We start from the raw sequence: 18,295 nt of genomic DNA on the forward strand, positions 1-18,295 counted from the left end.
CCGCCGCATGGTGGGCCCATGCACACCCCGGGAGCCGCACCGGCCGATACCGCCTCCGCCGCCGTCACCGCCACGCACTGCCCGTACTGCGCTCTGCAGTGCGGAATGAACCTCCGCCCCGAACCGGGCGGAGCGGGTGGCGTGACGGTGGAGGAGCGGGTGGACTTTCCCGTGAACCGGGGCGCGCTCTGCGGCAAGGGACGCACCGCCCCCGCCGTGCTCTCCTCCCGGGTGCGCCTCACCCAGCCGCTCATCCGCACCCACGCCGGGCGGCTGGAGCCGGCCACCTGGGAGGAGGCCCTCGACGCCGTCGCCGAGGGCCTCGCCCGCACGCGACGGTCGTACGGGGCCGACGCGGTCGGGGTGTTCGGCGGCGGCGGGCTGACCAACGAGAAGGCTTACGCCCTCGGGAAGTTCGCCCGCATCGCGCTGGGAACCTCGCAGATCGACTACAACGGCCGGTTCTGCATGTCCTCGGCCGCCGCCGCGCACCAGCGGGCCTTCGGGCTCGACCGGGGGCTGCCCTTCCCGCTGGAGGACATCCCCCGGACCGGCTGCGTCATCCTCGTCGGATCCAACCCCGCCGACACCATGCCGCCCGCGCTGCGCTTCTTCCGGGAGCTCCGCGAGAACGGCGGCACGCTGATCGTGGTGGACCCGCGCCGCACGCGCACCGCCGAACAGGCCGACCTGCACCTGGCACCGCGCCCCGGCACGGACCTCGCGCTGGCGCTCGGACTGCTGCACCTGGTGGTGGCGGGCGGGCACACGGACGAGGAGTTCATCGCCTCCCGCACCACCGGCTGGGAGGAGGCCCGCGCGGGCGCGATGGCGCACTGGCCGGAGCTGGTCGAGCGGATCACCGGCGTGCCCGTCCCCAAACTCCGCGAAGCCGTCGCGATGTTCTGCGCCCCCTCCGCCGCGATGGTGCTCACCGCGCGCGGACCCGAGCAGCAGTCCAAGGGCACCGACACCGTCGGAGCGTGGATCAACCTCTGCCTCGCCACCGGCCGGGCCGGCCGCCCGCTCTCCGGCTACGGCTGCCTCACCGGCCAGGGCAACGGCCAGGGCGGCCGCGAACACGGCCAGAAGGCCGACCAGCTCCCCGGCTACCGAAAGCTCACCGACCCGGCGGCCCGCGCCCACGTCGCCGGGGTCTGGGGCGTCGACCCCGACGAGCTCCCCGGGCCCGGGCGCAGCGCCTACGAACTCCTCGACGCCCTCGGCACCGACGTGAAGGCCCTCCTCCTGATGGGCTCCAACCCGGTGGTCTCGGCCCCCCGCGCGGCCCACATCGAGGAACGCATCCGCTCCCTGGACTTCCTGGCGGTCGCCGACGTGGTCCTGTCCGAGACGGCGGCCCTGGCGGACGTGGTCCTCCCGGTCGCCCAATGGGCGGAGGAGACAGGCACCACGACCAACCTGGAGGGCCGCGTCCTGCTCCGCCGCCGGGCCCTGTCCCCGCCGCCGGGCGTCCGCTCCGACCTGGAGGTCCTGCACGGCCTCGCCACCCGGCTGGGCATGCCGAAGGCCTTCCCGACCGACCCCGAGGAGGTCTTCGAGGAGCTGCGCCGCGCCTCGGCGGGCGGCCCGGCGGACTACTCGGGCATCAGCTACGCCCGGATCGAAGCCGAGCAGGGAGTCTTCTGGCCGTGCCCGGCGGCCGCCCCGCCGGGCACGGCTGCGGCTCCGGCAGCGGCTCCGGCTCCGGGGGAGCCCCACCCCGGCACCCCGCGCCTCTTCCTCGACCGCTTCGCCACCGAGGACGGCCGGGCCCGCTTCGTCCCCGTCACCCACCGCGACGCCGCCGAGGTCCCGGACGCGCAGTACCCGCTGCTGCTCACCACCGGCCGGGTCGTCGCCCAGTACCAGTCGGGCGCGCAGACCCGCCGGGTGGACGAGCTCAACGAAGCCGCCCCCGGCCCCTTCGTGGAACTCCACCCCCGCCTCGCGGCCCGCCTGGGCGTGAGCGACGGCGCCCCGCTCGCCGTCACCTCCCGCCGCGGCCGCGCCCTCGCCCCGGCCCGCATCACGGACACCATCCGCGCGGACACCGTCTTCATGCCCTTCCACTGGCCGGGCGAAGGCCGCGCCAACACCCTGACCAACCCGGCGCTGGACCCCGTCTCCCGCATGCCGGAGTTCAAGGTCTGCGCGGTCCGGGTGGAACCGGCCTAGCCCGCCGCGAAGGTGGGCTCCAGGGCCTTCAGCAGGCGGCCCGCGTAGGACTCGGCGGACCCGGGGATCCCCGGGTACTCCTTGTGGAACGTGCTCCAGTCCGTCCGCGCGAACCCGTCGAACACCCCTGGGGTGGGCGGCTGTTGGACGCCACCCGCCTCGAATTCCCCGGAGAGCCGGAACACTTCCGCCAGAAGCGGGTACGGCAGTTCGCAGCTCTCCGCCAGCAGGACGGCGTCGTACAGGTCCTTGCCCTGCGGGTACATGTCCCCGGCCAGCCACACCAGCTTCCAGGCGAGGGAGAGTTCCCGGGTGGCCCCCAGGAGCTGGACCCCCGCCACCTTCACGGGCTCCGCCGCGACGGGCAGCGGTTCGTTGAAGACGAAGTCCAGCTGGACTTGACCGCCGCGCGTGCCCGGCGAGGACCACGGGAGGACCAGCCTGCGCCCCGGTACCCGTTCGTACGTCCAGATGTACTCCGAGACCGCCTCCGACGCCGGCATCACCAGATCCGCGTACCCCGCCCTGCGATCGGCCTCGGCGGCGATGGCCTCCAGCATCCGCCCGGTGCGGTCCTCCTCGATCATCCAGTCCACGGGGACCACGACGAAGTCCAGGTCGTGCGGCTCCCGCGAAGCCTTCCTGAACCACTGGGACATCAGCGTGCTGCCGCGCAGCACCAGCGAATCCGCGAAGCCCGAGGCCCCGACCGCGCGCAACGCCACGTCCATCGCGGAGCGTCGGGCCGACCGCCAGGCCGCCCGCGCAGCCGGCTGCGCGATCACCGGATCCAGCGGCCGGTACGCCTCGTAAAAGTGCTTGAGCGCGGGATCGAAGGCCACACCGGCCGGGTCACTCCTGCCGCTCGTCCGCATGGTCCGGGGAGGCTCCGACATCCGCCGGGTCCGCTCCGTCTCCGGTTCCGCCGGATCATCCGGTCCGCCTGGAATCGACGGCTTCCACTCCTGGCCGCTCATGGAACCGGCTCCTCCTCGATCCACCCGTCGTCCACCGACAGGTCGCTGTCGTACAGCACGAACTCCCGCTCCTCGGAGCGGATGTCGTACCCGGCCTCCACCAGCGCGGCGACCAGCGCATCGCACTGCGCCGCCGCCCGCTGCGCCGTGCCCCGGCAGCGCTGGGTCACGAAGCGCTCGTGGCGGGCCCCGGTCAGGATCCGGCGGGCGTTCCACGAGAGGTGCGCCGCATGGCGGACCGCCAGGGACTCCAGGGCCGCACGGTCCCAGTCGGCCGGGAGCCGGAGCCCCAGATGGTGTTCGTAGTAGCCGCCGCCCGGGCCTGCCGGGTCAGTGCTCCACGGGACGGTCTCCACCTTGACCCGGACCGGGTCGAAGCCGGCCGCGCGCAGCGCGGGCACCAGCCGCTCGTGGCCCTCGCGGTCGGGCAGGGTCAGCATCGGCTGCGAGGTCATCCGGCCCCGGGCCAGCACGATGTGGGTCACCTTCAACTTCCGTTCCCCGGACCATGTTTCGAGCCGGGCCAGCTCCGCCGGGTCCGGGCAGCGGACGGTTATGTGGGATTCGTACACGGGCATGGCGACGATCATCTCGGACATGTGTCCGATCCGCATCGGGGTTCTGGTCCGGGGGTAACCATGGGTCACGCACCGGACCCAGAAAGTGGTCGCACGCCCCTCGTGGCAGCGATGTGTCGTACCCCACACTGAGGTGCGGTGCACCCGTCCTCGGAGCCTGTGGAGGTCGCCCCCGTGCAGACCCAGAGCTTGACCGTCACCGTCACCGTCAGCCCGTCCGCCGAAGTGCCCGCGGCCGAAGAGGCCGAGCCGGAGGCCGACGCCATGCACGAGGAGGAGGCGGAGGAGCCCGAGGTCCCGGAGTTGGCCGAGAAGGTGCCCGCGCCGCGCAAACGCGCGGCCGAGGGCTCCGGCGGGGCGGGACCGTCCGCCGACCTCTTCCGGCAGTACCTGCGCGAGATAGGCAGGATCCCGCTGCTCACCGCCGTCGAGGAGGTCGAGCTCGCGCGGCGCGTGGAGGCCGGGCTGTTCGCGGAGGAGAAGCTCGGCAGCGGAGCTCAGCTCGATCTTCAGCTCACCCTCGACCTCGACAAGCTCGTCGTCATGGGGCGCATGGCCAAACGCCGCCTCATCGAGTCGAACCTGCGGCTCGTTGTCTCCGTGGCCAAGCGCTACGTCGGCCGCGGACTCACCATGCTGGACCTGGTCCAGGAGGGAAACCTCGGACTGATCCGCGCCGTCGAGAAATTCGACTACGCCCGCGGCTACAAGTTCTCCACCTACGCCACCTGGTGGATCCGCCAGGCCATGTCCCGGGCGCTGGCCGACCAGGCCCGCACCATCCGGGTGCCCGTCCACGTCGTGGAGCTGATCAACCGCGTGATCCGCGTCCAGCGCCGCATGCTCCAGGAGCGGGGGTACGAACCCACCGCCGAAGAGGTCGCCGTCCACCTCGAGCTGACTCCCGAACGGGTCCTGGAGGTGCTGCGCCTCGCCCAGGAACCGATCTCGCTGCACGCACCCGTGGGCGAGGAGGACGATGTCGCGCTCGGCGACCTCATCGAGGACGGCGACGCCGCCTCCCCGGTCGAATCGGCCGCGTTCTTCCTGCTCCGCGAGCACCTGGAAGCGGTGCTCTCCACCCTCGGGGAGCGGGAACGCAAAGTCGTCCAGCTGCGCTACGGGCTCGCCGACGGGCGGCCGCGCACCCTGGAGGAGATCGGGCGGATCTTCGGGGTGACCCGGGAGCGGATCCGGCAGATCGAGTCCAAGACCCTCAACAAACTCCGCGACCACGCCTTCGCGGACCAGCTGAGGGGATATCTGGACTGACGGAAAAGGGGCGCCCCGAAGGGCGCCCCTCGCCGAACGGTCCGGCCGGCCGCGCTAGTCGACCTCGGCCACGGCCTGCGCGAACTGCGCCGCGTACAGGCGCGCGTACGCGCCGCCCGAGAGCAGCAGCTCCTCGTGCGTGCCCTGTTCCACGATGGAGCCGCTCTCCATCACCAGGATCAGGTCCGCGTCGCGGATCGTGGACAGCCGGTGCGCGATCACGAAGGACGTACGGCCGTGCGCGAGGCGCGCCATCGCCTTCTGGATCAGCACCTCGGTACGGGTGTCCACCGAGCTCGTCGCCTCGTCGAGCACCAGGATCACCGGGTCGGACAGGAACGCCCGGGCGATGGTGATCAACTGCTTCTCGCCCGCGCTGACTCCGGCGCCCTCGTCGTCCAGCACCGTGTCGTAGCCCTCGGGCAGTGTGCGGACGAACCGGTCGGCGTGGGCCGCCCGGGCGGCCTCCTCGACCTCGGCGCGCGTGACCTCGCGCGTGGCGCCGTAGGCGATGTTCTCCGCGATGGTGCCGCCGAACAGCCAGGTGTCCTGGAGCACCATGCCGATGCCGCCGCGCAGTTCCTCGCGGGTCATCTTCGCGATGTCCACGCCGTCGAGGGCGATCTCCCCGCCCGTGACCTCGTAGAACCGCATCAGCAGGTTGACCAGCGTGGTCTTGCCGGCGCCGGTCGGGCCGACGATCGCGACCGTGTGACCGGGGTCGACGCTGAGCGAGAGGTTCTCGATCAGCGGCTTGTCCGGCGCGTAGCGGAAGGCGACCTTGTCGAAGGTGACCTGGCCGCGCAGGGTCTGCGGACGCTCCGGAACCTCCGCGTCCGGCTCCTGCTCCGGCGCGTCCAGCAGCTCGTAGACCCGCTCCGCGGAAGCGACGCCGGACTGCACCAGGTTCGCCATGGAGGCGACCTGCGTGAGCGGCATCGAGAACTGGCGCGTGTACTGGATGAAGGCCTGGACGTCACCGATCGACAGGGTGCCCGAGGCCACCCGCAGACCGCCGACGACCGCGACGAGCACGTAGTTGATGTTCGAGATGAACAGCATCACCGGCTGCATGATCCCGCTGACCAGCTGCGCCTTGAAGGAGGCCCTGAACAGCGCCTCGTTCTGCTCGGCGAACAGGGCCGCGGACTCCTTCTGCCGGCCGAAGACCTTGACCAGCGTGTGACCCGAGTACATCTCCTCCACGTGCGCGTTCAGGGCGCCCGTGGTCTTCCACTGCGCCACGAACTGCGGCTGCGACTTCTTGCCGATCTTCGCGGCGACGTACACCGACACAGGGATGGTCACCAGTGCGACCAGCGCCAGCAGCGGCGAGATCCAGATCATCATCGCCAGCACGCCGATGATCGTCAGGAACGAGTTGAGCAGCTGCCCCATCGTCTGCTGGAGCGTCTGCCCGATGTTGTCGATGTCGTTCGTGGCCCGGCTGAGCACCTCGCCGCGCTTCTGCTGGTCGAAGTACGACAGCGGCAGCCGCGAAAGCTTCGCCTGCAGCTGCTCGCGCATCCGGTACACGGCGGCGTTCATGATGTGGTTCGACAGTCGCGTGGCGACCAGCATCAGCAGGCCGGCGAGCGTGAAGACGGCCAGCGCCCACAGCGCCACCGTCCCGACGGCGCCGAAGTCGATGCTCTTGCCCGGGGTGAAGTCGGTGCCGGACAGCATGTCCGCCATCCCGTCCTGCCCCTTGGCGCGCAGACCGTCCAGCGCCTGCTGCTTGGTGGTGCCCGCCTTCATGTTCCGGCCGACGATCCCCGCGAACACGAGGTCGGTGGCCTCGCCGAGTATCTTCGGGCCGGTCACCGACGCGGCGACGCTGCCGAAGACCGCGAGGATCATGCCCCACAGCTTGGCCCGGTCGCGCGCCAGCTCGCGCAGCAGCCGCTTGCCCGAGCCCTTGAAGTCCATGGACCGCGTCGTCGGCGGCCCCATCATCATCCGTCCTCCGGGCCCGCTCACGCCGCCTCCGCCTCAGTCAGCTGGGAGAGCACGATCTCCCGGTAGGTCTCATTGCCGGCCATCAGCTCGTGGTGGCGCCCTTCGCCCACCACCTGGCCCTCGTCGAGGACGATGATCCGGTCGGCGTCGCGGATCGTGGAGACCCGCTGGGCGACGATGACCACGGTCGCCTCCTCGGTCTCCCGGGCGAGCGCGGAGCGCAGTGCGGCGTCCGTCGCGTAGTCCAGGGCCGAGAAGGAATCGTCGAACAGGTAGATCTCCGGGCGCTGAACGAGCGTGCGCGCGATCGCGAGCCGCTGGCGCTGGCCGCCGGAGACGTTGGTTCCGCCCTGGTTGACCGGCGCGTCGAGCCCGCCCTCCAGCTCGGACACGAAGTCCTTGGCCTGCGCCACCTCCAGCGCGTGCCACAGCTCTTCGTCGGTGGCGTCGGGGCGCCCGTAGCGCAGGTTGGTGGCGACCGTCCCGGAGAAGAGGTACGGCTTCTGCGGCACCATGCCGACCGTCCGGGCGAGCAGTTCCGGGTCGATGCGCCGTACGTCCTCCCCGTCCACGAGCACGTCGCCGCCGGTCGCGTCGAACAGCCGGGGGACCAGCCCCAGCAGCGTGGACTTGCCGCTGCCGGTGGAGCCGATCACCGCGGTGGTCTCGCCGGGGCGGGCCACCAGGTCGACTCCGCGCAGGACGGGGGCCTCGGCGCCCGGGTAGCGGAAGTCGGCGCCGCGCAACTCCAGGCGGCCGCGGTGGAGCAGCTTGCGGATCGGGTCGGTGGGCGGGATCACACTGGATTCGGTGTCCAGCACCTCCTGGACGCGCTCGGCGCAGACCTCGGCGCGCGGCACCATCATGAACATGAAGGTGGCCATCATCACGGACATGACGATCTGCATCAGGTAGGCGAGGAAGGCCGTCAGCTGGCCGATCTCCATGCCGCCGCTGTCGATGCGCATCGCGCCGAACCAGATGACGGCGACGCTGGAGATGTTCACGACCACGATCACGGTCGGGAACATCAGCGCGAGCAGCTTGCCGGCCGCCAGCGAGACGCCGGTGAGGTCCGCGTTGGCCTTGCGGAAGCGGTCCTTCTCGTAGTCGTCGCGGATGAACGCGCGAATCACACGGTTGCCGGTGATCTGCTCGCGCAGGACCCGGTTGACCGTGTCCAGACGCGTCTGCATCGCACGGAACAGCGGCCGCGTCTTCAGCACGATCGCGCCGACCGCCAGGCCGAGGACCGGGACCACGGCCAGCAGCACGCCCGACAGCTTCACGTCGAGCGAGAGAGCCATGAAGATACCGCCGACGCACATGATCGGCGCCGAGACCATAAGAGTGAAGGTCATCAGGACGAGCATCTGGATCTGCTGCACGTCGTTCGTCGTACGGGTGATCAGCGACGGGGCGCCGAAGTGGCCGAGCTCACGCGCGGAGAAGCTCTGCACGCGGTCGAAGATGCCGGCCCGCAGGTCCCGGCCGAAGGCCGCGGCGGTGCGGGCTCCGTAGTAGACGGCGCCGACGTTGCAGACGAGCTGTACCAGCGAGACGCCGAGCATCAGCGCGCCGAAACGCAGGATGTACCCGGTGTCGCCGTTGACGACACCGTTGTCAATGATGTCGGCGTTCAGCGTGGGCAGGTAGAGGCTCGCGCTGGTCTGCAGCAGTTGCAGCAGGACCAGCACGGCGATCGGTTTCCGGTACGGGCCCAGGTGGGTCCGCAGAAGTCGTATGAGCACGCGCAGGCTCCGGTCGGCATGATCGAGGGGGTTCACACCATCTTGAGCCAAACGGAGGTCTGATCCCCAACGCTTTTCGCAAAGGCAGGTCAAAAGGAGTACGCGCGGAGCGTGAGTCCTAGGCCTGCCGCGCCGTGCCCGCGCGCCGTGCCGATCGCGTGGGCCGGGAGGAGACTGGGGGAGGGAGAGAGTGCGTGGCCGGGGGAATCCTGGGGGGAATCTCGGGACGGATCGGCCGTGGAGGAACCCATGACGGCAACCAATCGCGAGCAGACCCCCGTCGTTGTCGCAGGTCCTGGCGCCGAGGTGCGTGTGCAGGAGCTCGGCGGAGGCTACTCGGTGGCGTTCGGGCGGTTCGACAAGGGCGTGGACATGACCCCGGCGTTCAAGGGACTGCCGGACGACCTGTGCCCGTGCCCGCACTACGCCTACGTGCTCAAGGGCCGGATCAAGATGCACACGAAGGACGGCGAGCAGATCTACTCGGCGGGGGATGCCTGCTACTGGGAACCCGGCCACGCTCCAGAGGCCCTCGAGGACACCGAGTACCTCGACTTCTCGCCCACGGAGGAGTTCCAGGCGGTCATCGACCACGTGAAGGCGCAGCTGTCCTGAGCAGCGACGTGCCCGGCCCGGCCCGGCCCGGCCCCGGGACCCGGCTCGAAGACCCGGCCCGGGGACCTGCCTAGAACGCGCCCGGGTGGATCTGGTCCCGCGTCGCGACGTACTGCTGGCGCACGCCCTGCCAGGCCGGGTACTCCTCGTCCGGCTCGAACAGCTGCGCCGCCGGCGCCGGCCACACGGGCGGGGCGTCGGGGGCCGCGGTGCCCCGGGCCACGCCGAGTGCCCACGCCGCCTGCCGGGCCGCGCCCAGCGCCGCGTAGTCCGCCGGCCCCGGTACGAGGACCTGGGTGCCGAACAGCCCCGGCGCGAAGGCCTGTACGGCGGGCAGGTCGGCCGCCGCGCCCAGCAGGAACACCCGGCGGATCTCCACGCCGCGGCTGCGCAGCACGTCGAGCGCGTCCACCAGCCCGCACAGCATGCCCTCGAAGGCGGCCCGTGCGAGGTGCTCCGGCTTCATGGAGTCCCGGCGCAGCCCCGACAAGGTCCCGGCGGTGTGCGGCAGGTTGGGCGTCCGCTCTCCCTCCAGGTACGGCAGGAGTACGAGTCCGTGCGCGCCCGGGGTCGACTTCAGCGCGAGCTCGCTCAGCCCCTCCAGATCGGTGCCCAGCAGTTCGGCGGTGCCGCGCAGGGCCCGTACGGCGTTCAGGGTGTTCACCACCGGCAGGTGCATCCCGGCGGCGTCGGCGAACGAGGTGATCAGCCCGCCCGGCTCCGACAGTGCCTCGTGGTGCACCGCCATCACCGACCCGGAGGCGCCCAGCGAGACCACGGCGTCGCCGGGCCCCATGCCCAGCCCGAGCGCGGCCGCCATGGTCTCGCCGGTACCGGCGGAGATCAGCAGCCCCTCGGGCGTGGTCCCGGCGGCTTCGGACGGTCCGAGCACCTCGGGCAGCAGTGCCCGGTGCCCGAGCGCGAGCTCGACCAGGTCGGGCCGGTAGGCGCCGGTGGCCGCCGACCAGTACCCGGTACCGGAGGCGCCACCGCGGTCGGTGGTCCGCCGGGCCGGCCGGCCCAGCAGCTGCCACACCAGCCAGTCGTGCGGGGACATCAGCACGGCCACCCGCCGGGCCGCCTCCGGCTCGGTACGGGCCAGCCAGGCGAGCTTCGCGACCGGCTGCGCCGAATGGGGGACCGAGCCGACGGCCCCGGCCCAGGCCTGCCGACCGCCGAGCGACTCGATGAGGTCGGCGGCGGCGGCCTGTCCGCGCTTGTCGTTGCCGACCAGCGCGGGACGGACGAGGCCGCCCTGCGCGTCCAGCGGCAGCAGACCGTGCTGCTGCGCGGAGACCCCTATGGCCTGCACGCCTTCGAGGAGCCCGCCGCCGGCGGCCTCGCCGAGCGAGAGCAGCCAGGCCTGTGGATCGGTTTCGTGCGGCACGGCCTCGCCGGCGGGCTGCGGATGAGGGGCGTACCCCTGGCGCAGCACGGCGCCCGTCTCGGTGTCACAGACGACGATGCGAGTGAATGCGGAAGAGCTGTCCAGCCCGGCGACTATCCCCATGCGGAGGATTCTGCCGCACGCCGGCGCGGGTTCGACCGCCCCGGTATGCGCGGGACCGGGCCGGTCCCGGTGCGGGACGGCCCGGTCCCCGGTGCGGGACAGGGCGCAGCCATGTCCCGCACCGGGCGCAAACCTGTGTGGGACCCGACCGGTCAGGTGTTGCTGGTGCCCCAGTCGTCCTCGCCCGCGCCACCGCCGCCGACCCGCGCCCGCAGGCCCCGTACCCGCCCGGCCAGGGCTTCCGGCACCGCGTGGCCCATCTTGTCGCTCACCGCGGCGAAGGCCTTGCCGGCGAACTCCCGGCCGCTCTGACCAGCGCTCTCGGCGGTGTTGCGCACCGCGGGGTTCTGCGCGAGCTCGCGTGCGGACTTCTTCAACTGTTCATACCGCTCGCGTCCGGCCCGGGTCCCGAGGACGTACCCGACGGCCAGTCCGACCGCGAACGTGACCTTGTAACGCATGCCTGCCACCCTTCGTCGTGTGGTGCCCGGCCCGCTGTCGATACCGATTGGCGGAGCACCCCCCTGCTTGCGCTAATCTATGACTCGCAACGGGCGCTCGCCCCCTGGCCAAGGCCGGAGGTGGGCTGTTCGGTGCAACGCAGCAATCCCCTGTAGCTCAATTGGCAGAGCAGCCGACTGTTAATCGGCAGGTTACTGGTTCGAGTCCAGTCGGGGGAGCGCGGTCCCCTGTAGCTCAATTGGCAGAGCAGCCGACTGTTAATCGGCAGGTTACTGGTTCGAGTCCAGTCGGGGGAGCAAGAAGGAAGAGGACCCCGGGTGGGTCCTTTTTCTTTTTTACCCACTACGCGCAACCGGGCAGCGCCCCGCGCTGTCTCTCCGGGCAGGCGAAGCCGATCATGCGAGGCATCCGAGGCAGGAGATCGTATGAGCGGCTATGCTGCGGCAGACGGCGCGCACACATGTACGCGCCACGCCGTGAAGGGGCGGTAGCTCAGCCGGTTAGAGCAGCGGACTCATAATCCGTCGGCCGTGGGTTCGAGTCCCACCCGCCCCACTCGGAAGAATCGTCGTGACCTGCGGACGCAGGGTCTTTGGCCTGATGTCCTCGGGTCATTCGCCTCGCGGACCCTTCGCGACCCGTTCTGCAGCACCCTCCCGTCGGCCGTGTACGCCAATCCGTGCGCCGTGCGATTCGAACTCGTGCGCGAACATCCGCCCTGGAGTGGTGCGTACAGCCGGAAACCGTCGTATCGAGTGTCCGGCATGCGGCGCAGGTGGGCCGGTGACTCCTGTAGCGTTTTCGTCACGCAGTCGTGGTTCCGAAGTTCTCGCCCGCGGTGTTGACGCCGTGGGCGTTTTCGCTGTCCAGCACCTCCGGACCAGGCGGTCGTATCAGGGTTCCGCACCGCGTGGAACCCGTCCCCTAGAAGGAGATCAGCATGGCTCTTGGCACCGTGAAGTGGTTCAACGCCGAAAAGGGCTTCGGTTTCATCGAGCAGGACGGTGGCGGCCCGGACGTGTTCGCCCACTACTCGAACATTGCCAGCCAGGGCTTCCGTGAGCTCCAGGAGGGCCAGCGCGTCAACTTCGACGTGACGCAGGGCCAGAAGGGCCCCCAGGCCGAGAACATCGTTCCGGCCTAAGCCCTTGCCGAAGGCCCGGAGCCGCATCACGCGGCTCCGGGCCTTCGGCGTCTCCCTGATCCCGGGGTCGGACTCTGATCGCGGCGTAGGCCAGGGCAGGGGGTCAGGACGGGGGGCAGGGCGTGGGGCAGGGCGGGGGTCAGAAGGCCTCCGTCTCCTCCACCAGATGGCGCAGGACGTCCGTCAGGTCCCCGCGGCGGGCGAAGGCCGTGCGTTGGCGGTGGGCGCCCGAGCCGTTGCGCAGCAGGCCGGCCAGGGTTCTCGACGCGTGGTCGAGGTCGCCGGAGGCGTCCAGTTCGGGGGCCACCCGGTCGAGCAGCGCCTCCGCCAGGTCCGCCGCCGGGAGTTCGACGCCCGTGTACGGGTCCAGGCCGAAGCCCTCCAGCCCGTCGTGGGCCGCCCGCCAGCGCGCGAGGCGCAGTACGTCGTCCCGTACGGGTGGATCGGGCCGCTGCTCGGCGATTTCGCGGAGGGCCGTGGCGACGAGGGCGCGGGCCAGTTCGGCCTGGAGGATGGCCGAGTCGATGTCCGGGGACATGTCGGGGGCGCGGATTTCGAGCGTCGGCCAGTTCCCCGAGGGGCGGAGGTCCCAGTAGACCATCTTGGTGTCGAGGGCCGCCCCGGAGCCGAGCAGGGTCTGCACGGAGCGCCGGAAGTGGGCCGTTGAGGTGAAGTGCGGCGGCAGTCCCGCCGAGGGCCAGCCCGCCCAGGCCATCGCCCGCCAGCTGGCGTGGCCGGTGTCGCGGCCTCCCCAGAAGGGTGAATTGGCCGCCAGCGCGATCAGGGTGGGCAGCCAGGGCCGGACCCGGTTGGAGACGGCCACCGCGGTGTCCACGTCGAGGGTGCCGATGTGGATGTGCCGGCCGCAGCTGACGAGGGTGTCGGTGAGCGCGCCGAAGCGCCGGTGCTGTTCGCGCTGGCGCGGCTCGTCGTCGGTCAGGTGGAGCGGGCCCTCCACGGCGAACACCGGCGAGGGCGCGGCCAGCAGCCGGCAGCCGTGCGCGCGGGCGGCCCGCGCGAGGGTGCGCCGCAGGCCGGCGAGTTCCCTGCGCAGGATCACCGCCGAGTCGGCGACGGGGGTGGCGATCTCCACCTGGTAGCGGGTGCCCTCGGCGTGCAGTTCGTGGGGGAGCCCCGCGGCGGTGGACAGGACGAGCGGGGCGGCCGGGACCACCCTCAGGGTGCGGGCGTCGACGAGGAGGAACTCCTCCTCGACCCCCACGGTGAGCGGAAAGACCGGATCGGTCGCGCTCGGTGCCCCTGTGTTCGTGGTGCTGGTACCGGTGCTCGTGGTGCTGGTGCCAGGTTCGATCACTACGCCTCCCTGGACATACGAGTCTTTTCATCATGAGCTGAACTCCAGGCGAGGAGAGCGCGCCTATCCGGTCAAATGTCCGGTGGTGGTGGCGAGTTAGCGGCAACCAGCGTCCCGTCGCGGGACCCCGGTTCCGGGTGGGGCGACTGGTGTGCGTGCGTGGAAAGGGGAGTCGGCTTCCACCGGGCTCCCGGCCCCGGACGGCGGCGGCTTATCATCCTTTGTGCCCCGTACGACCGCTCCGCCACCGCCCACCCGCCCCCGGCGCCGCATATTGGCCGACCTCACCCCGCTGAGAACCTCCCCGGACTTCCGGCGGCTGTGGTTCGGCGGGATCATCTCCTGGCTGGGCCAGGCGATGACGGCCCTGGCGATCTCGCTCCAGGTCTACGAGATCACCGGGTCCAGCTTCTCCGTCGGACTGGTCGGGCTCTTCTCGCTCGTCCCGCTCGTCGTCTTCGGGCTCTACGGCGGGGCCGTCGCCGACACCATCGATCGCCGCAAACTCGGCCTCTTCAGCGCGCTCGGCATGACCGCGCTGTCCTTCGCCCTGGCCGGCGCCGCGCTCCTGGACTACCACCGGGTCTGGCTGCTGTACGCCGTCGTCGCGCTCCAGGCCGTCTGCGGGGCGCTCAACGGGCCCGCCCGGTCGGCGATGATCCCGCGGCTGCTGCCCGCGGAGCAGCTGCCCGCCGCCAACGCCCTGAACTCCGTGACCACCACCTTCGGGATGACCGCCGGCCCGGCGCTGGGCGGGATCATCGTCGGCTGGTGGGGCTACCAGGCCGCGTACCTCATCGACGTCGCGACCTTCGGCGCCGCCCTCTACGCGATGTGGCGGCTGCCGTCGATGAGGCCCGAGCGGAAGGAGGGCGCGAAGGGGCGCGCCTCCGTACTCGACGGCCTGCGCTTCCTCGGGACCCGGCCCAACATCCGGATGACCTTCTTCTCCGACATGGCCGCCATGGTGCTGGCCCAGCCGAAGGCACTGTTCCCGGCCATCGCCGTGCTCTGGTACGGCGGCGACGCCAAGACGGTCGGCCTGCTCGTCGCCGCCCCCGCCGTCGGGGCGCTGCTCGGCAGCCTGTTCTCCGGCTGGCAGGGCCGGATCCGCCGGCACGGGGTGGCGATCCTGCTCTCCGTCGCCGCGTGGGGGCTGGCCATCGCCGCGTTCGGGCTGACCCGCAACCTGTGGCTCGGGCTGTTCTTCCTGGCCCTGGCCGGGTGCGCCGACAGCGTCTCGATGGTGTTCCGCACCACCATGCTGCAGGCCGCGACCCCGGACGACATGCGGGGCCGCCTGCAGGGCGTCTTCATCGTGGTCGTCGCCGGCGGGCCCCGGCTCGGGGACTTCCTCGCCGGGGCCACCGCCGACCTCACCTCCCCGGCCGTCGCTATCACGGGCGGGGGGCTCGGCTGTGTGCTCGTACTGGTGCTGCTGGCCGCGCGGTGGCGGGGGTTCGCCCGGTACGACGCGCGATCGCCGCAGGCCTGAGGCGGGGTCGGGGCTGGGGCTGGGGCCGGGCCGGGGGCGCCGGGGGTTACGCCTCCACCGGCTCCCGGGTGCGGTCGCTGACCTCCCCGCCGGTGTTGGCGGTGCCGGCGGGCTCGAACATCAGGATCGCCGTCTCCCCGTCGGCCTGCGGGCAGTGCTCGACCCCGCGCGGGACCACGTAGATCTCCCCGGGGTTCAGTACGACGTCCCCGGCGTGCAGCCGGATCGTCAGCGTGCCGCTCACGACGAGGAAGAGCTCGTCGGTGTCCTCGTGGGTGTGCCAGATGAACTCGCCCTGGATCTTGGCGATCTTGACCTCGTAGTCGTTGACCCGGGCGATCCGGTGCGGGGCCCACTGCTCGGTGAAGCCGGCCAGCTTCTCCGCGATGTTCACCACGCCCGCCGTGCCGGTGCCCGGCGCGGTCCGGCTGTTCTCGTACGTGTTCTCCTGCGTGCTGGGTGTCGTCATAGGGGCAGGGTGCCGGTGCGCGCACCGGCCGGTCTTGTACGTTCCTGACATGGCCGCGATACGCCCGCGCAGTACGGTCTCCGCCTGGCAGCCGCCGGTACCGGGCATCGCCGAGGTGTTCCGCGCCCGGTTCACCGACCACGCCTACCCCGCCCACGTCCACGACACGTGGACGCTGATGATCCTCGACGGCGGCCGCGTCGACTTCGGGCTCGACCGAGAACGGCACGGAGTCGGCACCTCGGACACGGTGGTCCTCCTGCCGCCCGGCGTGACCCACGACGGGCGGACCGTCACGGAGGCGGGCTTCCGCAAACGCGTGCTGTACCTCGACGCCGCGGTGCTTCCTCAGTCGCTGACCGGGGCCGCCGTCGACGCCCCGCTGCTGCTCGACGCCGCCCTCCGCGACCGCGTCCACGGTCTGCACGGTGCGCTCGGCGCACCCGAGTTGCCGGCCGGCGCGGTCGAGCTGCTGGAGGCGCAGTCGCGGCTCGCCTTCGTCCAGGAGCGGCTGCGCGAGTGGCTGGAGGGACGCCAGGTGGTCGCGTACGGGGCTCCGGGCCCTGATACGGCCGTACGACTGCGCGAGCTCCTCGACGCCCGGGTCCTCGGCGGGATCACCCTGGAGGAGGCTTCCGCGCTTCTGGGACACGCCCATCCCACCCACCTGATCCGCAGCTTCCGGAAGGCGTTCGGGCTGCCTCCGCACGCCTACCTCACCGGTCTGCGGGTCGCGAAGGCGCGGCGGCTGCTGCTGGCGGGGATGCGGCCGGCCGAGGCCGCGCTGGCGGCGGGCTTCTACGACCAGGCGCACCTGACACGGCACTTCGGGCGGCACGTGGGGACCAGTCCGGCGCGATTCGCCCGATCCGGGCGGGTGTGAAGGGAAGTTGGCGGCTTCGTTGCCATTGCGTTGCCGGGCCCTCCGGATTTTTCCCTCGACAAGGCCCTCATCGACGGGAAGCCGGTCGGCGGGCTCTCCGGGCTCGCGGTGGACCGGGACGGCACGATCGCCGCGATCTCCGACAAGTCGGCCCTGTACAAGCTGAACGCGGGAGCTGCCGACACGGAGCTGGGGCCGCTAGTGCCGTGACCGGCGAACCTTCCCGGTCACGGCACTGGCACTGGTCGCTACGGCGTGTCCTTGGCGGGGGAGACGATGCCGCGGGCGACGCCGAGGGCGACCAGGTCCTGGGGGCGGACGCGCAGTTGGTCCGCCGTGGCCGGGGCCGACTCCGGGGGACGCTTGAGGATGGCCGCCGCCAATTCGGGGGCGATCACCGAGAAATAGCTGTCCGGGGTGACCCAGGTGTTGCCCGGCGCGGCCAGGGCGAGCGCGCCGCCCGAGCCGCCCTCGCCGATGAGGAGGGTGGTGACGGGGACCCCGGCCGAGGCGAGCGCCGCGAAGACGTCGGCGATGGCCGCGCCCGCGCCCGCGTGCTCGGCGGCTGCGTCGTTGGCCGCGCCAGGAGTGTCCACGAGGGTGAGCACCGGGATGCCGAGCCGGTCAGCGAGCCGGATCACACGGGCCGCCGTACGGTATCCGGCCGGGCGGGTGGCGGTGCCGCACTGGGCGGCGTAGGCCACGGCCCGGCCCTCGCGGAGCCCGAATCCGCACAGCATCCCGGGGTCGGTGCCGCCCGCCCGGTCCCCCGAGAGGGTGAGGCGCAGCTCGAAGTACGCGTCCAGGTACCGCCCCGCGCGCGGCCGGCCGGGGTCACGGGCCTGCCGGACGGCGTCCCATCCCGTCGGCGGCAGCGCTACGTCGGCCAGCGCGGCGGGAGGCTCGAGGGGCTCGGCGCAGCGGGGCGCGGCGAGCACCCGGAGCCAGGCCGCCAGCGTCGTGGGCAGCTGCGAGGCGGGCACGACGGCGTCCACGTGCCCGGCGGCGTACTGGGCCTCGGCGGTGTAGGCGGCCGGATCCGCGTCCGCCGGCCGTACCCGGGACCCGGCGAACCCGACCTGCGCCCCGGGCAGCGCGAGGATCACATCGGCCCCCGCCCCCAGGGTGGCCCAGCCGCCGCCCGTAGTGGGGTCGCGCAACACGGCGATCTGAGGGAGGCCGGCGGCGCGGGTCAGGGCGGACTGGCGTGCCACACGCTGCAGTTGGGTCAGCGCGAGCATGCCCTCCTGCATACGGGAGCCGCCCGTGGCGATGAGGGAGACCAGGGGGAGGCGGTGGGTGCGGGCGTGAGTGTAGGCCGCCTCCAGGCGGTCGCCGGTGCGGTGGCCGAGGGAACCGCCGAGGAAGCCGAACTCGAAGGCGATCAGGATGGCTTGGTGGCCGCCGATGAGGGCGGTGCCGGTGACCACGGACTCGTCCTCGCCGGTCCGCTGCGCGGCGCGGGCGCGGGAGTCGTCGTAGCCGGCCCAGCCCAGGGGGCCGTTCGGGGCGGAGTCCCCTGGCGGAGGCGGGAGTTCGGCGAAGCTGCCGGGGTCGGTGGCGGAGGCGATGGCGGCGCGGGCCGAGGGGCGGGTCGTCACGCCGCTACCCTAAGGCCCGGCGTTTGGGCTCCGCGTGGGGGTGGTGTCCCCTCCCCGCCCTTCCACCGTTCCCATGGCCGGCCCTG

The 18,295-nt window shown here is 71.9% G+C and carries 16 protein-coding genes and 3 tRNA genes; 10 read left to right on the forward strand and 9 right to left on the reverse strand.

Annotated features, from left to right (window positions below; all coding sequences use genetic code 11):
* Positions 1–18: 18 nt before the first annotated feature.
* The gene (locus OTB20_RS05815) at positions 19–2,178 is read left to right on the forward strand and encodes a molybdopterin oxidoreductase family protein (RefSeq protein ID WP_267815511.1); all 2,160 of its coding nucleotides are present in this window, start codon (positions 19–21) and stop codon (positions 2,176–2,178) included.
* Here the strand turns inward: OTB20_RS05815 and OTB20_RS05820 are convergent.
* Both OTB20_RS05820 and OTB20_RS05825 read right to left on the reverse strand, forming a co-directional pair.
* Complete coding sequence (locus OTB20_RS05820; protein ID WP_267815512.1) at positions 2,175–3,155, reverse strand: nucleotidyl transferase AbiEii/AbiGii toxin family protein; 981 nt, start codon at positions 3,153–3,155, stop codon at positions 2,175–2,177. The genes OTB20_RS05815 and OTB20_RS05820 overlap by 4 nt on opposite strands.
* On the reverse strand, positions 3,152–3,754 hold the full coding sequence (locus tag OTB20_RS05825) for a hypothetical protein (RefSeq protein ID WP_267815513.1): 603 nt from the start codon (positions 3,752–3,754) through the stop codon (positions 3,152–3,154). The genes OTB20_RS05820 and OTB20_RS05825 overlap by 4 nt, the downstream gene beginning before the upstream one ends.
* A gap of 153 nt (positions 3,755–3,907) precedes the next feature.
* Between OTB20_RS05825 and OTB20_RS05830 the strand changes: the two genes are divergently transcribed.
* Complete coding sequence (locus OTB20_RS05830; RefSeq protein ID WP_267815514.1) at positions 3,908–5,005, forward strand: RNA polymerase sigma factor; 1,098 nt, start codon at positions 3,908–3,910, stop codon at positions 5,003–5,005.
* A gap of 54 nt (positions 5,006–5,059) precedes the next feature.
* Here OTB20_RS05830 and OTB20_RS05835 read toward each other — a convergent pair whose 3' ends face one another.
* Positions 5,060–6,985, reverse strand: coding sequence for an ABC transporter ATP-binding protein (locus tag OTB20_RS05835; RefSeq protein ID WP_267815515.1), 1,926 nt, complete (start codon positions 6,983–6,985; stop codon positions 5,060–5,062).
* Positions 6,982–8,715: an ABC transporter ATP-binding protein gene (locus OTB20_RS05840; protein WP_267815516.1), complete on the reverse strand. Its 1,734-nt coding sequence runs from the start codon at positions 8,713–8,715 to the stop codon at positions 6,982–6,984. Before OTB20_RS05840 ends, OTB20_RS05835 begins: the two co-directional genes overlap by 4 nt.
* Positions 8,716–8,964: 249 nt before the next feature.
* On the opposite strand from OTB20_RS05840, the gene OTB20_RS05845 reads away from it, so the two are divergent.
* The gene (locus OTB20_RS05845; protein ID WP_267754746.1) at positions 8,965–9,330 is read left to right on the forward strand and encodes a hypothetical protein; all 366 of its coding nucleotides are present in this window, start codon (positions 8,965–8,967) and stop codon (positions 9,328–9,330) included.
* 70 nt (positions 9,331–9,400) lie between these two features.
* Here OTB20_RS05845 and OTB20_RS05850 read toward each other — a convergent pair whose 3' ends face one another.
* Both OTB20_RS05850 and OTB20_RS05855 read right to left on the reverse strand, forming a co-directional pair.
* A complete protein-coding gene (locus OTB20_RS05850) occupies positions 9,401–10,840 on the reverse strand; it encodes an FGGY family carbohydrate kinase (RefSeq protein WP_267815517.1) in 1,440 nt (479 codons plus the stop codon).
* A 152-nt stretch (positions 10,841–10,992) separates the two neighbouring features.
* Positions 10,993–11,301, reverse strand: a complete 309-nt coding sequence (locus OTB20_RS05855; protein WP_267815518.1) for a YtxH domain-containing protein — start codon at positions 11,299–11,301, stop codon at positions 10,993–10,995.
* A 146-nt stretch (positions 11,302–11,447) separates the two neighbouring features.
* Here OTB20_RS05855 and OTB20_RS05860 point away from each other — a divergent pair.
* The 4 genes from OTB20_RS05860 to OTB20_RS05875 all read left to right on the forward strand — a co-directional run bounded on the left by OTB20_RS05860 (position 11,448) and on the right by OTB20_RS05875 (position 12,446).
* Positions 11,448–11,520: transfer RNA gene (locus OTB20_RS05860), tRNA-Asn, on the forward strand.
* A gap of 5 nt (positions 11,521–11,525) precedes the next feature.
* Positions 11,526–11,598: transfer RNA gene (locus OTB20_RS05865), tRNA-Asn, on the forward strand.
* Positions 11,599–11,783: 185 nt separating this feature from the next.
* Positions 11,784–11,857: transfer RNA gene (locus OTB20_RS05870), tRNA-Ile, on the forward strand.
* Between the two features lie 385 nt (positions 11,858–12,242).
* The gene (locus OTB20_RS05875; RefSeq protein ID WP_267754785.1) at positions 12,243–12,446 is read left to right on the forward strand and encodes a cold-shock protein; all 204 of its coding nucleotides are present in this window, start codon (positions 12,243–12,245) and stop codon (positions 12,444–12,446) included.
* A 139-nt stretch (positions 12,447–12,585) separates the two neighbouring features.
* Here the strand turns inward: OTB20_RS05875 and OTB20_RS05880 are convergent, their stop codons facing one another.
* Entirely contained in the window at positions 12,586–13,761 is a 1,176-nt protein-coding gene (locus OTB20_RS05880; RefSeq protein ID WP_267815519.1) for a carboxylate-amine ligase, read from the reverse strand.
* Positions 13,762–13,984: 223 nt separating this feature from the next.
* Between OTB20_RS05880 and OTB20_RS05885 the strand changes: the two genes are divergently transcribed.
* A complete protein-coding gene (locus OTB20_RS05885; protein WP_267815520.1) occupies positions 13,985–15,256 on the forward strand; it encodes an MFS transporter in 1,272 nt (423 codons plus the stop codon).
* Positions 15,257–15,302: 46 nt separating this feature from the next.
* On the opposite strand, the gene OTB20_RS05890 is transcribed toward OTB20_RS05885, so the two are convergent.
* Positions 15,303–15,725, reverse strand: coding sequence for a cupin domain-containing protein (locus tag OTB20_RS05890; RefSeq protein WP_267815521.1), 423 nt, complete (start codon positions 15,723–15,725; stop codon positions 15,303–15,305).
* Between the two features lie 49 nt (positions 15,726–15,774).
* Here OTB20_RS05890 and OTB20_RS05895 point away from each other — a divergent pair, with 49 nt between their 5' ends.
* The gene (locus tag OTB20_RS05895) at positions 15,775–16,608 is read left to right on the forward strand and encodes a helix-turn-helix domain-containing protein (protein WP_267815522.1); all 834 of its coding nucleotides are present in this window, start codon (positions 15,775–15,777) and stop codon (positions 16,606–16,608) included.
* A 30-nt stretch (positions 16,609–16,638) separates the two neighbouring features.
* On the forward strand, positions 16,639–16,818 hold the full coding sequence (locus OTB20_RS05900) for a hypothetical protein (RefSeq protein ID WP_267815523.1): 180 nt from the start codon (positions 16,639–16,641) through the stop codon (positions 16,816–16,818).
* Between the two features lie 38 nt (positions 16,819–16,856).
* Here OTB20_RS05900 and OTB20_RS05905 read toward each other — a convergent pair whose 3' ends face one another.
* Positions 16,857–18,209, reverse strand: coding sequence for a carboxyl transferase domain-containing protein (locus OTB20_RS05905; RefSeq protein ID WP_267815525.1), 1,353 nt, complete (start codon positions 18,207–18,209; stop codon positions 16,857–16,859).
* Positions 18,210–18,295: the final 86 nt, after the last annotated feature.

Origin of the sequence: Streptomyces sp. H27-H1 (assembly GCF_026627445.1) — a bacterium.
In the GTDB taxonomy this organism is placed as follows: Bacteria; Actinomycetota; Actinomycetes; order Streptomycetales; family Streptomycetaceae; genus Streptomyces.

Coding starts and splice junctions, on each gene's coding strand:
- OTB20_RS05815 (WP_267815511.1), top strand. CDS start 19: ATGCACACCCCGGGAGCCGCACCGGCCGATACCGCCTCCGCCGCCGTC.
- OTB20_RS05820 (WP_267815512.1), bottom strand. CDS start 3,155: ATGAGCGGCCAGGAGTGGAAGCCGTCGATTCCAGGCGGACCGGATGAT.
- OTB20_RS05825 (WP_267815513.1), bottom strand. CDS start 3,754: ATGTCCGAGATGATCGTCGCCATGCCCGTGTACGAATCCCACATAACC.
- OTB20_RS05845 (WP_267754746.1), top strand. CDS start 8,965: ATGACGGCAACCAATCGCGAGCAGACCCCCGTCGTTGTCGCAGGTCCT.
- OTB20_RS05850 (WP_267815517.1), bottom strand. CDS start 10,840: ATGGGGATAGTCGCCGGGCTGGACAGCTCTTCCGCATTCACTCGCATC.
- OTB20_RS05855 (WP_267815518.1), bottom strand. CDS start 11,301: ATGCGTTACAAGGTCACGTTCGCGGTCGGACTGGCCGTCGGGTACGTC.
- OTB20_RS05875 (WP_267754785.1), top strand. CDS start 12,243: ATGGCTCTTGGCACCGTGAAGTGGTTCAACGCCGAAAAGGGCTTCGGT.
- OTB20_RS05890 (WP_267815521.1), bottom strand. CDS start 15,725: ATGACGACACCCAGCACGCAGGAGAACACGTACGAGAACAGCCGGACC.
- OTB20_RS05895 (WP_267815522.1), top strand. CDS start 15,775: ATGGCCGCGATACGCCCGCGCAGTACGGTCTCCGCCTGGCAGCCGCCG.